The sequence below is a fragment of the Streptosporangium sp. CA-135522 genome, from assembly GCF_050949235.1.
In the GTDB taxonomy this organism is placed as follows: Bacteria; Actinomycetota; Actinomycetes; order Streptosporangiales; family Streptosporangiaceae; genus Streptosporangium.
On sequence record NZ_CP192026.1, the window covers coordinates 4,487,971 to 4,503,570 of the forward strand.

At 71.3% G+C, this 15,600-nt stretch carries 13 protein-coding genes; 8 read left to right on the top strand and 5 right to left on the bottom strand.

What is annotated here, in order from left to right:
* The first annotated feature begins 61 nt into the window (after window positions 1-61).
* The 3 genes from ACQPYK_RS20900 (at window position 62) to ACQPYK_RS20910 (ending at window position 1,700) form a co-directional block, all read left to right on the top strand.
* Window positions 62-478 (top strand): carboxymuconolactone decarboxylase family protein, encoded by a 417-nt coding sequence (locus tag ACQPYK_RS20900; protein ID WP_433257565.1) that lies wholly within the window; start codon window positions 62-64, stop codon window positions 476-478.
* Window positions 475-1,410, top strand: coding sequence for a phosphotriesterase family protein (locus ACQPYK_RS20905; RefSeq protein WP_433257567.1), 936 nt, complete (start codon window positions 475-477; stop codon window positions 1,408-1,410). Before ACQPYK_RS20900 ends, ACQPYK_RS20905 begins: the two co-directional genes overlap by 4 nt.
* A gap of 95 nt (window positions 1,411-1,505) precedes the next feature.
* Window positions 1,506-1,700: a hypothetical protein gene (locus tag ACQPYK_RS20910; RefSeq protein WP_433257569.1), complete on the top strand. Its 195-nt coding sequence runs from the start codon at window positions 1,506-1,508 to the stop codon at window positions 1,698-1,700.
* Window positions 1,701-2,001: 301 nt separating this feature from the next.
* Here the strand turns inward: ACQPYK_RS20910 and ACQPYK_RS20915 are convergent, their stop codons facing one another.
* Window positions 2,002-2,421, bottom strand: coding sequence for a hypothetical protein (locus ACQPYK_RS20915; RefSeq protein WP_433257571.1), 420 nt, complete (start codon window positions 2,419-2,421; stop codon window positions 2,002-2,004).
* A gap of 133 nt (window positions 2,422-2,554) precedes the next feature.
* Window positions 2,555-4,153: a murein biosynthesis integral membrane protein MurJ gene (gene murJ, locus ACQPYK_RS20920; protein WP_433257572.1), complete on the bottom strand. Its 1,599-nt coding sequence runs from the start codon at window positions 4,151-4,153 to the stop codon at window positions 2,555-2,557.
* 436 nt (window positions 4,154-4,589) lie between these two features.
* Between murJ and ACQPYK_RS20925 the strand changes: the two genes are divergently transcribed.
* Window positions 4,590-5,576, top strand: a complete 987-nt coding sequence (locus ACQPYK_RS20925) for a LacI family DNA-binding transcriptional regulator (protein WP_433257574.1) — start codon at window positions 4,590-4,592, stop codon at window positions 5,574-5,576.
* 89 nt (window positions 5,577-5,665) lie between these two features.
* On the opposite strand, the gene ACQPYK_RS20930 is transcribed toward ACQPYK_RS20925, so the two are convergent.
* Window positions 5,666-7,687: a HelD family protein gene (locus ACQPYK_RS20930; protein WP_433257576.1), complete on the bottom strand. Its 2,022-nt coding sequence runs from the start codon at window positions 7,685-7,687 to the stop codon at window positions 5,666-5,668.
* A gap of 65 nt (window positions 7,688-7,752) precedes the next feature.
* On the opposite strand from ACQPYK_RS20930, the gene ACQPYK_RS20935 reads away from it, so the two are divergent.
* Window positions 7,753-8,367: a TetR/AcrR family transcriptional regulator gene (locus tag ACQPYK_RS20935; RefSeq protein WP_433257578.1), complete on the top strand. Its 615-nt coding sequence runs from the start codon at window positions 7,753-7,755 to the stop codon at window positions 8,365-8,367.
* A gap of 144 nt (window positions 8,368-8,511) precedes the next feature.
* Here the strand turns inward: ACQPYK_RS20935 and ACQPYK_RS20940 are convergent, their stop codons facing one another.
* A complete protein-coding gene (locus ACQPYK_RS20940; protein WP_433257580.1) occupies window positions 8,512-9,345 on the bottom strand; it encodes an SDR family oxidoreductase in 834 nt (277 codons plus the stop codon).
* A 112-nt stretch (window positions 9,346-9,457) separates the two neighbouring features.
* Window positions 9,458-10,396: a DUF5996 family protein gene (locus ACQPYK_RS20945; protein WP_433257582.1), complete on the bottom strand. Its 939-nt coding sequence runs from the start codon at window positions 10,394-10,396 to the stop codon at window positions 9,458-9,460.
* A gap of 312 nt (window positions 10,397-10,708) precedes the next feature.
* Between ACQPYK_RS20945 and ACQPYK_RS20950 the strand changes: the two genes are divergently transcribed.
* From ACQPYK_RS20950 to ACQPYK_RS20960, 3 genes are all read left to right on the top strand, one after another.
* Complete coding sequence (locus tag ACQPYK_RS20950) at window positions 10,709-12,676, top strand: right-handed parallel beta-helix repeat-containing protein (RefSeq protein ID WP_433257584.1); 1,968 nt, start codon at window positions 10,709-10,711, stop codon at window positions 12,674-12,676.
* Window positions 12,677-12,840: 164 nt separating this feature from the next.
* Window positions 12,841-13,494 (top strand): hypothetical protein, encoded by a 654-nt coding sequence (locus tag ACQPYK_RS20955; protein WP_433257586.1) that lies wholly within the window; start codon window positions 12,841-12,843, stop codon window positions 13,492-13,494.
* Between the two features lie 211 nt (window positions 13,495-13,705).
* Window positions 13,706-15,406 (top strand): GAF domain-containing protein, encoded by a 1,701-nt coding sequence (locus ACQPYK_RS20960; protein WP_433257588.1) that lies wholly within the window; start codon window positions 13,706-13,708, stop codon window positions 15,404-15,406.
* Window positions 15,407-15,600 lie beyond the last annotated feature (194 nt).

A 15,600-nucleotide genomic window follows, 5' to 3' on the forward strand; every position in this document is an offset into this window, starting at 1 on the left:
TACATTCGCCGCTGTGTAACGGTTGACGCGTTACATCGGACCGTTGAGCGAAAGGAACCCCATGGAGCACAACGAGACGACGACCCGGCGCCCTAGCGAGGCGCGGCTGGATCGTGAGGAGGGCTACCGGCTGCTGGAGGCGCTCCAGGACGAGCAGACCAGGGAGGCGACGCTGCCCGGCCTGGAGCGGATCGCACCGGGGTTTCCCGACTGGATCGTGACCAGCGTCTTCGGCGGCACCTACCAGCGCGACGGCCTGACGTTGCGCGAACGGCAACTGGTCAACCTGGCCGCGCTCACCGCCCTCGGCGGCGTGGACCCGCAGCTGACCGGTCACGTGAGGACCAGCCTGCGGGTGGGCCTGACGGCAGAGGAGATCGTGGAGGTTTTCGTCCACCTGGCCCCTTACATCGGCATGCCGAAGGCCCTGGCCGGTCTGCGGGTCGCCGCCTCCGCACTCGCCGGGACCTCCGCATGAGCGCGATCCGTACCGTCCTCGGTGACATCAGGCCCGAAGAGCTGGGAACCTGTGACGCGCATGACCATCTCTTCATGAGCACCCCCCGCCTGCCCGGCCAAGAGCTCGACGACCCGGAGGCGGCGGCGGCCGAGCTGCGCGCCTTCGGTGATCTCGGAGGCCGGTCCGTGGCGCAGTGGACGCCGTTCGGGATGGGTCGGCGGGCCGAGGCTCTCGCGCGGGTCTCCCGCTCCACGGGGGTCAACGTGATCGCCGCCACCGGCCTGCACCAGGCCGCGAACTACGACGCCGGCCTGCTCGGCCGCGTCTGGGAGCGGTTGGAGGAGCTGTTCATCGGCGAGCTCACCCGGGGTCTGCGCCCTGGCGACGACCCCGACGGCCCGCTCCTCCCCGCTCGAGCCGGAATGATCAAGGTCGCCGGAGGGTTCCACGGCCTCGACGAACACGCCCGGCACGTCATGACCGCCGCCGCGCGGGCTCACCACGCGACCGGCGCCCCCATCGGCGTGCACCACGAGCTCGGCACCGCCGCGCTGGACGTGCTCGACCTGCTGTGCGGGAAACTACGGGTGCCCGCCGATCGGATCATCCTCGGCCATCTGAACCGCTCGCCTGACCTGCGAGTCCATCGGCGACTCGCCGAATCGGGAGCGTTCCTCGCGTTCGACGGCCCGTCACGAGCCAACCACGCCACCGACTGGCGGCTCTTCGACGCGCTCGCCTCACTCGTCGACGCGGGTCACGCCGGCCAGCTGCTCCTCGGCGGCGACACCACGACCGCTGCGGCCCGGGCCGCCACCGGCGGTGGCCCCGGAATGCCCTTTCTGCTCAGTGGGCTACGCCCGCGACTTGAGGAGGAACTGGGCGACGGCCTCGCCGAGCAGATCCTCGTGGCCAATCCGGCCCGGGCCTTCGCCGTCGAATGGCGCTAGGGATCCCGCGGATAGGACGGGACGGCCCTCGCGCAAGGCCGGAATTTTACGGGAAGGGTGGGTTACCCATCATCGAAGATGATTAAAAGCACGATATGGACGCAGGCCCGATGCCGCCCGCCGGGACGGCCGTCGCCCAGTCTTCCGCACGGGAGGTCCGCACCGTCGCCGGCACGGCGCCGGGACACGCCGGGCTGACCGCCCGGACCGCTGCGGTCGCGCTCGTCACGCTCGTCGAGCGTCCGGCCGCGGCCGGGCAACGGGCATCCGGCGAGAAAGCGGCGTCATGAACGGCTCCATAGACCTGGCGACCCTGACGAGATTCCTGGCGGCAGGTTTCCTCGGCGGCACCGCGCTGATTGCGGCATACGCGCTCGGCCTGGCCGGACTGTCGGTCTCCGCCACCGACGACCGTCCCGGTCCTCGCCGGCTGCTCGGCTCCCTCCTCGCGGTGATCTGCTTCCTCGTCGTCATCGCGGTGGCCGCGCTGGGCCTGTACAGGCTGGTGGTCAATGAGGCGCGGGTAGATGAAAGCATCGCCCCGTCACAGCCGGCCGCGGTGGATCGCTCCGGTTCGGCCGGTCCGGCGGCTCAGTCGCGGACGAGCTCCTCGGCGACGAGGCCGGCGCCGATGCCCAGGAGCCAGACGTCCTTGGCGAAGGAGAGGCCTTCCTGGGTAGGCCGCAGGCTGCCCTCCTGACGTAGACCCGGCGTCTTCAGATACAGGCCGACCAGCCCTCCGGCGAAGGCGGTGAGCGCGGCGCCCGCCAGCAGGGAGGGCACCAGCGGGATCAGCAGCGCCGCGCCGACGGCGATCTGGCCCTTGGCCAGCCACCGCGTGAACTCCTCCGCGTCCATGTCCTTCAGGAACGGGTAGGCCGTCGCCGCCATCCCGTGAATGTGGGGCGCGCTCTCCCGGTAGGAGGACGCCAGGGTCAACCCTGAGTTCATGATGAAGGCGCCGGCGGCGAGCCGGGCGGGAAGCTGGTGTGGGCGAGCCAGGAACCGCATGATTCCTCACAATGGTCGGCAGAGTCGCAACCATGCTCCTTCCCTTGTCGTCGCAGGTCATCCGCGTGTTAGCCATTTCTTGAATCTGGTGGGCGCGGGCTCTCCCCGCCGACGCCGCACTTCCCGCCGCCCTTCAGGAGGCGTTGATCCGGAAGACGGCGCCGAGACCTCGAAGTTCGCCGACGCGCAGGCAGCGCGCGGCGAGAACGTACAGGACCGCCCCGACGGCCACCGCGCACGTGAGGACCGTGACCGAGCCGTGCCAGGCGGTCCCGGCGGCGGGGCCGAGCGCGCGGACGGTGACGGCCGCTCCGGCGCCGGCGGCCAGGGCTGCGGCGAGCATCCGGGCATGGGCGTCCAGAAGGCGGTGCCCGTCGACGCGGCCGATCCGGCGACGCAGCACGAGCGCGGTGGCGACCAGGCCGGCGACGGAGGCGAGGGTCCACGCGAGGGCGATCGCGACGATCAGATCCGCGCCCCGCGTCATCCGCCCGGCCACGAGGCAGCCGGTGACGGCCACGGCGGAGACCCCCACGCCGATCAACGCGGGCGTGCGCGTATCGGAAAGCGCGTAGAACACGCGGAGCATGATCTGGTAGCCGGCGTACGGAACCAGCGCCAATCCGTACGCCGCCAGCATGGATCCCGTGAGCTGGGCGGCCGCGGGTGAGGCGTTGCCGTGCGCGAACAGCGTCGTGGAGATGCGCGGGCCGAGCACGACGAGCGCGACGGCGGTGGGCACGAGCGCGAAGCCGGTCAGCCGCAGGCAGCGAGACAGGTCGGCGGTGACCCGCGAGAGATCGCGTTCGGCGGCGGCCCGGCTCATCCGGGGGAGCACGCCGGTGACGACGGTCACCGCGATGACCGCGTACGGGAGCTGGAACAGCGCCCAGGCGTTGGCGGAGATCCCGATCGCCCCCGGCAGGCCCGCCGTCGACGACAGGTTGGTGGTGACGAGGAATACACAGTGACCGGCGATCACCGAGGCGAGCGTCCATCCGGCCATGGCGGCGATACGGCGGAGCCCGATGCCTCGGGGATCGGCGCGCAGGCGAAGCCGGAATCCGGACCGGCGCCCGGCCAGCGCCAGGACCAGTGCCTGGGCGGCGATCCCGGCGGTGGTGCCGATCGCCAGCAACAGCGTCTGGCCCTGGGTCAGCGTCGCAAGGCGCCCAGTTCCGCCGATGACGAGATAGAGCAGCACGGTGGCGATGACCACGAGGTTGTTGGCGACCGGAGCCCACATCGGGGAGACGAGCCTGCCGCGGGCGTTCAGAACCGCGGCCAGGGTCGCGCTGACCCCGTAGAACAGGAGCTGGGGTAGGAAGAAGCGGGCGAACACGATCGCCGCCTGACGCTCGGCCGGGCTGAGGCCCGAGGCGTAGAGGTCGATGATCACCGGGGCGGCGGCGATCGTGACGATCACCGCTGCGGACAGGACATAGACGACCAGGGACAACAGGCGCTGGGCGAACAATTCCTCGTCGACGGACTCCTCGGCGTCGGCCCGGACCAGGAGGGGGACGATGACGCCGGCCAGCGCCCCGCCCAGGAGCAGGTCGTAGATGGTGTTCGGCACGGTGTTGGCCACCGTGTGGGCCTCCAGCAGGTGCGTCCCGAGCCCGAGCGCGGCGGCCAGCGCGAGCGTGCGTCCGAACCCGGTCACCCGGGAGACGAAGGTGGCCGCCGCCATCGCTCGTCCAGTCCGCAGCAACCGTGGTTGTTCCGCCATGTTCGGCCTCTCCCGTCTTTGGTGAATGTTTCCCGAAGTCTGCCCGGGTTCGCGAAAATCTGCTGGATTTCTAGATTTTCGCGGTGATACGGCGGAGCTCCGGCCGCTCGCGTCCCGGCGGCGGGCCATGCACGGCGCCGTCCCCGCGGACGGTGGGGCGGGACGGTGAAAGGCGCGTCTTCTCCGATATCGGCGGCGAGCTCCCCGACAATCGGGATTCAGTTATTGTTAGCGCTATCATTGGGGGAAGAGACTGATCGATCCTCCTTGTTCTTCGCCGCTAGGATGGTTTTCGCGCAGATGGGGGCCGTTCTGGTTTCGCTCGGCCCTGTTGGCGCAAACATTTGGCCATCCCGAGAGTGATTTCGACGAGGCGGGCAGGTTGACCCAGCGCGTATCAGGAGGGGCGTTCCCCGAGCGCCCGAGGGTCGCCGTCATGGAGGACGTCGCGGAGCGGGCGGGCGTCTCGACGATGACCGTCTCCCGCGTCCTCAACAACCCCGAGAAGGTGCGTCCGGACACCCGCGCCCGCGTCCTGGACGCGGTGCGCGAGCTGGGCTACCGGCCCAACTCCGTCGCCCGCTCGCTGGTGACCGGCCGCTCCGGGGTGCTCGGGGTGGTCAGCTTCGACACCACTCTGTACGGCCCGGCCTCGACGCTCCACGCCATCGAGCAGGCCGCCCGCTCGGAGGACTACTTCATCACGATAGTGAGCCTGAGCGTGCTGAGTCGGAGATCCATCGGTGATGCCGTCGACCGGTTCCGTTCCCAGTCCGTCGACGGCATCGTCATCGTGGCCTCCCACGAGTCGGCGGCCGAGGGACTGCGCCACCTTCCCCCCGACCTTCCCGCGGTGGTGGTCGGCGCGGGGGACGACCTGCCCGTTCCCGGGGCCACCGTGGACCAGTTCGCCGGTGCCGTGCGGGCCACCAGGCACCTGCTCAGTCTGGGGCACGAGACCGTGTGGCACGTGTCGGGGCCGCAGGACTGGATCGACGCCGGCAGGCGGGTCGCGGGCTGGCGATCGGTGCTGGAGTCCGAGGGGCGCGAGGTTCCCGAGCCGCTGCTCGGCGACTGGAGTGCCCGTTCGGGGTTCGAGCACGGCAGGCGCCTGGCTCGTGACCCCGAGGTCACCGCGATCTTCGTGGCCAACGACCACATGGCCACCGGGGTGTTGCGCGCGCTGCGCGAGGCCGGCCGCGAGGTGCCGCGGGACGTCAGCGTCGTGGGCTTCGACGACGTCCCCGAGGCCGCCTATCTCTGGCCGCCGCTGAGTACGGTCAGGCAGAACTTCGCGGAGGTCGGACGCCTGGCCTTCCAGTTGCTTCTCGACCGGATCGACGGCGGGACCGGCGCGCCGCACCGGATGATCGAACCCGAGCTCGTCGTGCGGGAGAGCACGGCCGTCCGCCCGCCCGCCTGACTCGCCCTGACGAACGGCCTCTCCGGAAGCGACGCTCCGCCGGCGGGGGAGAGCGCCGTTCGCGTCGCCGATCGGCCGGGCGCCCGGGGTCACAGGTCGGCCAGCGGCGGGGGCAGAGGACGGTGGTGCAGCACATCGAGCCGTGAGACGGCGCGGGTGAGCACCACGTACAGCCGGTTCAGGCCCCGCTCCCCGGCGTCGGCGATGTCCGCCGGCTCGACCACCACCACGTGGTCGTACTCCAGCCCCTTGGCCAGGGTCGCCGGCACGACGCTCACCGACGTGGCACCGCCGGCCGGGCCGGGCCCGCCGACCTCGGTGACCGTGACGCCCGCGTTCCACAGCTCCGCCGTCAGTTCCTCGACGGCGGCGTCGGCGGCGATGACGGCGATCGAGCCCTCGTGGCACAGGGCGTCGCGCACCGCGGCCACGGTGGCGTGCCGGAGGTCGGGCGCCCGACGGATGCGGAGCCGGCCGTCGGCCCGGAAGGAGCGGGTCATCGGCACGCCCACGTCGAGGGCTTCGAGCAGCCGGTTGGCGAGCGCGACGACGGCCGCGGGCACCCGGAAGCCGGTCGCCAGCGCGATCACCTGCGCCTGCGGCTTGCCCAGATGCGCCAGCCGGTCCGGCCAGTCGCGGGCGGCCCAGGGCGTCGTGCCCTGCGCCAGGTCGCCCAGCACGGTGATCGAGCCGTGCTCGCTCCTGCGGGCGACGGCCCGGCACTGCATCGCCGACAGGTCCTGTGCCTCGTCAATGATCACGTGGCCGTAGCTGCGCGGGCGTTCGAGCAGGCCGGCGACCTCGTCGACGAGCACGGCGTCGGCCGCCGACCACCTGGCGCTCTTGTGGGTCCGCGGTGGCCTGGACCACACGATCGCCGCCTGTTCGGGCGGTGTGAGCACCCCGACGGCGGCCCGTGCCAGCGCCGCGGGGTCGCCGAGCAGCTCCGCGACGACCTCCTGCGGCCGTACGGCGGGCCACACCGCGTCCAGGAACGGGGTGGCGGCCCGGCCCACCCTGCGCGCCCAGGCGGCGTTGGCGTTCTGCCCGCGAGCCTCGGCCTGCCGTTGCAGCGTGGCGACGACACGGGAGAGCACGCGCTCGCGCCCGACGGCGTACGGCGGCGCCTCGCGCAGGGTGTCGTCGACGATGCGGCGCAGTTCCTCCTCCGGCACGCGCCACCGGTAGGAGCCGTCGGGGACGGTGATCGGCTCGACGGGCCCGCACACCCGCCCGTACAGCGCCCGGCGCAGGACCTCGGCCATCCGGGCGTCGTGTTTGACGACTGCGGCGGCTTCACTGTCCATGCCCTCGACCGGTCCCGGGGCCAGCAGGCGCTCCAGCGTCGTCTGCTCGACGTCGACCTCGCCCAGTGCCGGCAGTACCGCCGAGATGTAGCCGAGGAAGGCGCGGTTGGGGCCGAGCACCAGCACGCCCCCGCGTTCGAGCCGCTGCCGGTGGGCGTACAGCAGATAGGCGGCCCGATGCAGGCCCACGGCGGTCTTGCCGGTGCCCGGCGCGCCCTGGACGCAGATCGACTCCTCCAGCTCGGCCCGGACGAGCTCGTCCTGCTCGGGCTGGATGGTGGCGACGATGTCGCGCATCGGGCCGACGCGGGGGCGTTCGATCTCGGCGGCCACGATCCGGCTCGCGGTCCCCAGGTCCTCGCCCCGCTCCAGCCGCTCGTCCTCGAAGCCGGTCAGTCTCCCCGCCGCCCAGCCGAAGCGGCGGCGCACGGCGACACCTCGCGGGTCGCGGGCGCTGGCCTGGTAGAACGCCCGGGAGACGGGGGCGCGCCAGTCGATGACCATCGGCTGCTGCCCCACGTCGCCGGAGACGTGCCGCCGGCCGATGTAGTAGCGCTGGGCGCGGTGGTCGCCGGCGGCGGCGGTCGAGCCGAAGTCGAGGCGGCCGAAGAACGGCGGCCCGCCAGGTCCCTCCTCCAGCTCCTTGGCCAGGCTTTTCAGATGGCGCCCGAGCCTTTCGGCGCTGTAGCGGTCACCGGCCACCTGCTCGCCGATGACGACGTTCAGGCGGGCACCGTCGAGCATCCTGCGCAACGCCGCCTCGCAGCGGACGAGGTAGGCCTTCTCATCGTCAAGTATGGTCATCCCGCACCACCAAAGTTAACTCGGTTAAGATATTAACCAGGTTAACACCCAAGTAGGATGGACGTGTGACAGGACTTCGGCACATCAAGAAGCAGCGGATCCATGAGGCGATCTCCACGGCGGCGATCTCGCTGTTCCTGGAACGGGGATTCGGCGAGGTGTCCGTCGCCGAGGTCGCCGCGGCGGCGGAGGTCTCCAAGCCGACCCTCTTCAAATACTTCGCCACCAAGGAGGACCTCGTCCTGCACCGGATCGCCGACCACCAGGGCGAGGCCGCCCGCGTCGTGCGCGGCCGGCAGCCGGGCGAGGAGCCGTTGGAGGCGTTGGAGCGCCATTTCCTGGCCGGGCTGGAGCGGCATGATCCCGTCACCGGCCTCAACGACCACCCGGAGGTACTCGGTTACCACCGCATGGTCTTCTCCACGCCCAGCCTGGCGGCGCGCGTGTCCCACTACGTGGCCGTGGACGAGGAGGCGCTGGCCGAGGCGCTCATGGAGAGCACCGACGAGCTCACCGCGCGGCTCGTCGCCGGGCAGGTGCTCGTCGTACAGCGCGTGCTGGCCCACCGGAACTGGCGCAGGCTCGCCGAGGGGGAGACGGCCGCGCAGGTCCATCCCGCGGCCGTCCACGCCGCCGAACGCGCCTTCGCCCTGTTGCGCCACGGACTCGACGCCGGGTGACTTGCGACGGGAGGAGGGGCCGAGCGGCGGAGCCCGGCCCAGGGTGAAGGAGACGGTGAAGGAGCGGGGAAACCGGCCCGCGGTGAACCCGGGGCGAAGGGGCGGGGAGCCGATCGGCGAGGCGATCAGGCTCGCCCGCGATGCTCAGGAGGCGAGCAGGTCGGCCAGCGAGGTGGCGGGGCGCCCGGTCAGCCGGGGCACGGCGTCGCTGACGCCGCCCATCTCGCCGTTGGCGATGGAGGTGTAGGTCGACACCCAGGCATCGACCTGCCAACGGGGAGCGCCATAGCGGGCACGGGACTCATAGGCCTCCTCGACCGTTTCCGGATGGTAGGTCACCCGGCGGCCGGTGGCGGCGCCGACGATCGCGGCCGCCTCGTCGAGGGTGAGCGCTTGCGGTCCGGTCAGGTCGTAGGTCATGCCGACGTGCGCGGTGGGCGCGCCCAAGACGGCGGTGGCGGCGGCCGCGATGTCGTCCTGGGCGACCGCCGCCACCCGCCCGTCGCCCGCGGGGCCGCGCAGCACGCCGTCCTGCCCGACCATCGACGGAAGGAAGTCCGCGTAGAGGTTGTCCCGCAGGAAGGTGAACGGCAGCCCGCTGGTGCGGATGTGCTCCTCGGTCGCCCAGTGGTCGCGAGCGAGGGTGAACGTCGCGGTGGGGGAGGCTCCGTAGAAGGAGACGTAGACCAGATGGCCGACCCCGGCGTCGGCGGCGGCGTCGACGAAGGCGCGGTGCTGGTCGACGCGGTCGGGAGTCTCCGACGCCGACACCATGAGCACGGTTTCGACACCGTCGAGGGCCCGGCGCGCCGCGTCGGTGTCGGCATAGCCGGCCTGCGCGATCTCCGCCCCGGCGAGCCGCGGCGCGCGAGCCGGGTCACGGACGATCAGTCTCTGCGCGGCTCCGGTCGCGGCGAGCCGGCCGGCGACGCGCCCGCCGAGACGGCCGGTGGCCCCTGTGACAGCGATGGTGGTCATGACCTGCCAAACCAGGCGTCGTGCGGTCTTCTTCCCGCCTGTGGCGCGCCCGGCCTGGTGGGCCGGTACGGGGCACCACCCGGCGAGGGCGGAGCGCGTGCCGCCGCCGTCGCTACCGGGTTTCCGCTCCGGTGAGCGGATCGGTGACTCCGGGCGGGCTGACCAGCAGGTCCGCGTCCCAGCGAGCCCGCCGGGCGCCTGCCTGATAGGCGCTGTCGAGAAAATCCAGCACGGTGGCGACGGGGTCGTCGTGGGCGCGCGCGTCGTCGTAGCGCAGAACGGCCAGATGGCTTCCCCGCTGCGGCAGCCAGGCGGCCTCCTTCGGCCGCAGCGGCTCTTCGGCGAGACCGGGCGGCTCGGGCGCGGTGTAGGAGTAGAACGCCGGCCAGGGCATCGCGTCATCGCCGAACCAGAACCCGCTGCTGATCACCTCATGCGAGTAGGCCTCCCTGGTGACGGGGTCGGCCTTGGACTCGGGGCCGGCCGAGCGGCCGGAAAAGCGGGTCACCGCGATGTCGAAGGTGTGCCAGAAGTGGTGCACCGGGCTGATCTTGCCGCAGAACTCGGCGGCGAAACGCTCCAGCACCAGGTTGACCTGGGAAAGGACTCGCCAGTAACGGGTCACCATCACCGGGTCGTAGTCGGCGTGCCCGGTGTCCTGGGCGAACGGCGTGCTGTCGGTGAGCCCGAACGGCTCCGCCTCGATCTCCACTTCGACGCCCAGGTTCCCCAGCACCTCGAACAAGGTGCGATGGAAGGATGCGACGGAGTGCCCCATCAGGCCGAACGTCACGCCGCGCCCGTCCAGCCGGTTGACGACCAGCTGGTGGCCGACGAAGTCGAAGTCGATGGCGAAGATCGGCATGCCGTCGAAGCCGCCCGCCGGTCGTGTGGTGATTCCTCTCCCGGTCAGGTGAAAGGGGACATTCCACCAGTGGTTGCGGCGGACGCTCGCGGCCAGCCGTACCTTTCCGACGATCTGGGTGAACCGGTGCACCGTCTCCTTCGTGCGGACCCAGTCCTCCAGCGGCATGGCGGGAAACCACTCCATTGCTGCCTCCTCGGTGTTCGGCTCCGGTGTCGCCGGAACCCATCGGGACGCCCCGGTCGCTCCCCAGATTTTCCCACTTAAAGTATTCATATCATGACTTAAGGTGATTATAGGTTGGGGTGAAAACCCGCCTGACCGGCGCTTACTTCGCGGGAAGGGAGGGAAGTGAACCCATCACGGGAGCCTGCCCCGGCCGGCCCTCACGACGGGCGATGTCCAGGCCGTCCTCCTCCGCCGGCGTCGCCGCCCGCCTCTGCCGTCCTCGCCCCTGCGCCATGCCCACCGGCTGAGGCTCGCCGAGAGGAGACCGGGATGTCCCTGCCCGCAGACCTGCCGACCGTCGTCGTGACCGGACACTACCTGTGCCCCGACGGCGCGCCCCGCCGCGGCATCGTGGTCATCGAGCCGGAGCCCGCCGCCCTCACCAGCGCCGAACACGGCCTCATCGTCCTGCGCGGGACCGAGGCGCGGCTCGACGACTCCGGCCGCTTCACCCTCGAACTGCCGGCCACCGACGCCGCCGGCGTCACCCCCTCCGACTGGACCTACCGGGTCACCGAACGGTGGCCCGACGCACCCGGCCGCACCTACTCCCTGGCCCTTCCCGCCGCCGAACCGGTCGTCCGCCTGCCCCCGGCCACCGGTTCCTTCGCGGCGGACTCCACCGTCTACGACGCCCGCGAGCACGGTCTCGCCGGTGACGGCGTCACGAACGACCAGCCGGCCCTGGCCAGGCTGGTCGACGCGGTCGGGGCCGCCTGCGCCGCCGACGGCCGGCCGCGGGTCGTCTACTGCCCGCCCGGTGTGTACTCGATCCGGGACGCGGGCACCGTGTGGAGAAGCGGCGTCTCCCTCATCGGCGCGGGGCCGGGGGCGACCCGATTCGTCCTGTCCAACTCCGGCGATCCCACCGATCCGACACCGCTGGCCTTCTTCACCGCCCTCCAGCATGGTGCCGGCCCCGACAACCACCTCGCCGACTGCACCTTCGCCGGATTCGAGATCGACGGCTCTGGCGTGGCACTCGCCGACTACGACGTGCTCGCCAAAGGGCTGGGCCTGCAGTACGTGCTCCGGGGCCGCTTCCGCGACCTGTACATCCACGACACCGCCGCCTCCGGCTTCGGCTGCGACTTCCTCCAGGACTCGCTGGTGGAGGGCATCGTCGCCGTACGCTGCGGGCGGCTGGACAGAGGCGAGCAGATAGGCGGCGCCGGCCTGGGCATCGGCATCGGCGGCTGGGGTGACGTCGAGCGGCTCACCATCACCGGCTGCATCGCCGTGGGCAACGGAACCAACGGCGTCTTCCTGGAACTCCAGGGTCGGGAATGGACCCCGCCTCGCGGCATCCGCATCACCAACTGCCATGCCGAGAACAACAGGTACGGCATCTCCGACTGGGGCGCCGACGGACTGATCGTCGCCGCCTGCACCATGATCGGAAACGAGGTGGCCGGATACGACGTCTCGGGCCTGGGCACGACCTCCGTCGCCGGAAGAGGCGGCATCGTCACCGGCTGCGTCGTCGACGGCAACGTTCGCGACGGCATCAGCATCGGCAACACCCCGGGGCGCTACACCGTCCAGGGCAACCGCATCAGCCGTAACGGCCGCCACGGCTACCGGCAGCACAACCTGCCCGGCGGTCCCGCGCACGCCTCCGCCGAGATGGTCCTGGACGGCAACGACATCTGGGGCAACGCGCTGGACGGCATCCAGGTCGACGGCACCCTCGTCGATGCCACCCTGCTCGACAACCGGATCCGTGACAACGGCCGCCGGTCGGCCCCCGCGGCCTCCGGCCGAGGCGGCACCGTCACCTACACCACCACGTCCATGACCGACACCGCCGCCGCCTGGCTCCCCGACGGGCACCGGGGCAAGATACTCACCGTCGGCGTCCGCACGGCGATCGTGACCGCGAACACCGCCACCGAACTCACCCTGGCGCCCTTCCGGCCCGGCGCGACGTCCGCCTGGATCGGCGATCCGCCCGAGGCGGGCGCGCCGTACAGCCTGCCCGGCTCTCCGGTGGTGCGGGCCGGCATCTGCCTGAACGCGCCGACGTTGAGCCCCACGATCCGCGGCAATCACGTCTGGGACAACCAAGTTCCCAAGACGCAGACCCACGGCCTGTGGATCACCGACGACGGCGGCTGCGTGTCCGGCAGGGTCGAGGACAACGACCTGACGGGCAACGCCGTCGACGCCGTCCTGTTCGACACCGCCCCCTCCGGCGGGGACTGGGAACGCAACCACGGCGTCGTCATCCCTCCATGACGGGACGGCGATCATCCGGAGTGTCCGATGAGGGCCGAAGGTCCCGTGAAGCAGGGACTTCGGGGGCCGGACGCGTGAGCCGTAGGGCACTGCCGGGATCTTCCGCCGCACGGTGTGATTGAGCCACATCAACCAGAGCGCACCGGAACCGAAGGAGATCAGTCATGGCGATCACCGCGAGTGGCCACCGTAACGGCCGTGCCGACGCCGCCGAGCCCGTCACTGACACCGGCTCGGCCAAGGCCGTGAGCGGTCCGGCCGGAACGGGCGATCACCCGGCCGGGGCCGTCGGTGGCCGGATCGGGGCCCGGAGCGGCTCGGCCGGGGCGGGAAGCCGCGCGGCCGGCTACGCCTGGGCGGTCACGCGGATCGGGCTGGGCTGGATCTTCCTGTGGGCCTTCGCCGACAAGGTGTTCGGCTGGGGGCTGGCCACCCCGGCCGGTCGGGCGTGGATCCATGGCGGGAGCCCGACCACCGGCTTCCTCAAGGGCACCGGCGACAACGCGCTCGGCGGCCTGTTCGGCGCCCTTGCCGGGCAGGGCTGGGTCGACTGGCTGTTCATGCTCGGCCTGCTGGGGGTGGGCGCCGCGCTGACGCTGGGGGCGGGGATGCGGATCGCCGCCGTCGGCGGAGGGGCGCTGATGGTGTTGATGTGGGCCGCGGAGCTTCCGCTGGCCAACAACCCGTTCATGGACGAGCACCTCGTCTACGCGCTGGTGCTGGCCGGGCTGGCGCTGGGCGGGGCGGGGGACGTGCTGGGCGCCGGCGGCCGGTGGGGGCGCACCCGGCTGGTGCGGCGCTACCCGATCCTGAAGTAGTACCGCCACGCCTGCACGAAGGTGGCGCCGCCTTCGGATGTGAACGCCCGTCCCGGTATCGGGGCGGGCGTTCACGTGTCATGCCCGCTTGGGAGGGTGTCGTGCCCGTTTGCGCGGGGGGCGTCCGTTTGGGGGTGGAGGGGTCGTTCACGGGTGCTGGCCGGCCGCGCCGGGGTGGGCTTTTGCCGACGCAGGATGCGAAACTTCGGTTATGGCACAGATCGAGCCCGGCGGGTTGATTCCGAACATGCGGCTGGACGAGCTGTTGTCGGAGCTGCAGGTGCGGCTGGAGGCGGTGCTGGCCACCCGGGATCGGGTGCACGCGTTGCTGAACGCGGTCGTGTCGGTGGGCAGTGATCTGGATCTGGAGACGGTGCTGCGCCGGATCGTGCAGACCGCCACCACGTTGGTGGACGCCACCTACGGTGCGTTGGGCGCGGTGGGGGAGCACAACACGCTGGTGCAGTTCGTCCCGGTGGGGTTGAGCGAGGAGGAGATCGCCCGGATCGAGCACTGGCCGCACGGGCTGGGCCTGCTGGGTTTGCTGATCAAGGAGCCGCGCCCGTTGCGGCTGGCTCACATCAGTGATCATCCTGAGTCGTACGGGTTTCCGCCGGGGCATCCCCCCATGGGGTCGTTCCTGGGGGTGCCGATCCGGGTGCGGGAGGAGGTGTTCGGCAACCTCTACCTCACCGAGAAGCGCGGGGGCGGGGAGTTCGACGCCGAGGACGAGGCGATCGTCACCGCGCTGGCCGCGGCGGCGGGCGTGGCGATCGAGAACGCCCGGTTGTACGCCGACAGCCGGCGGCGGGAGCGGTGGCTGCAGGCCTCTTCCGACGTGACGACCAGTTTGTTGTCGGGAGCAGAGCCGCGGCAGGTGCTGACGTTGATCGCCAGGCGTGCGCGGGAGATGGTCGGCGCCGATGTGGTGGCCGTGCTGTTGCCCGATGACAGTGGGCGGATGCTGCGGGTGGTGATCGCCGACGGGCTGGCGGGCGACCAGGTGGTCTACGCGCAGGTGCCGGTCGCCGATTCGCTGGCGGGGCGGGCGTTCAGCAGTGGTGAGCCGTTGATGGTGGCCGATCCGGCCGAGGCCGGAGTGCCGGTCGCGATCGCCGACTATGCCTCGCTGGGCCCGGTGGCGGCGGTGCCGATCGGCGCGGCGGGCAGCGTGCACGGGGTGTTGTCGCTGGGCAAGCGCTCGGGCCGCCTGCCGTTCAGCCAGGCGGAGCTGCGGATGCTGCACGCGTTCGCCGGGCAGGCGGCGATCGCGTTGGAGCTGGCCGAGAGCCGGATGGACGCCGAGCGGCTGGGGCTGCTGGAAGACCGTGACCGGATCGCCAAGGATCTGCATGACGTGGTGATCCAGCGATTGTTCGCGGTGGCGATGACGTTGATGAGCACGGTGCGGCTGGTCGAGCGGCCAGAGGCGTCGTCGCGGTTGCAGAGTGCGATCGATGAGCTGGACGCGACGATCCGGCAGATCCGCTCGACGATTTTCGCCTTGCAGGTTCCGCATCAGGAGGGGGAGGAGGAGCTGCGCGCGCAGATCGTGGCGCTGGTGGAGGGCGCGCGTGGTCATCTGGGGTTCATGCCGGGTCTGACCATGGAAGGTCAGTTGGACACCCGGGTGCCGAAACCGGTCGTCGAGCAGGTGCTGGCGGTGTTGCGGGAGGCGCTGTCCAACGTGGTGCGTCATGCTCGGGCGGGCAAGGTCGAGGTGGCGGTCGAGGCGAGTGAGGATCGGCTCGACCTGCGGGTGACCGATGACGGGGTGGGGGTGCCGGAGGAGGGCCGGCGTAGCGGGTTGCGCAATCTCCAGGACCGGGCCGAACGCCTGGGCGGCTCCTTCACGGTCGAATCTCCCCCCGGGGGCGGCACCCGATTGCGATGGAGTGTCCCCCTCGGCTAGAACCGCCGCCCGGGTCTGCCGGAAGTAGGCGTCCGGTGAAGTGACGCCTGGTGTCCCGGGGCGCGGTGATCTGGCGAACGCATGGGCGGATCATGATGGACATGGTTCCGGCCCGTCCGGCGATCATAGGAGGAGCGGCCGGGGCCGGTCATGACGACTGACCCGCACCCGTCTGAAATTCCGTCCGAAACGAC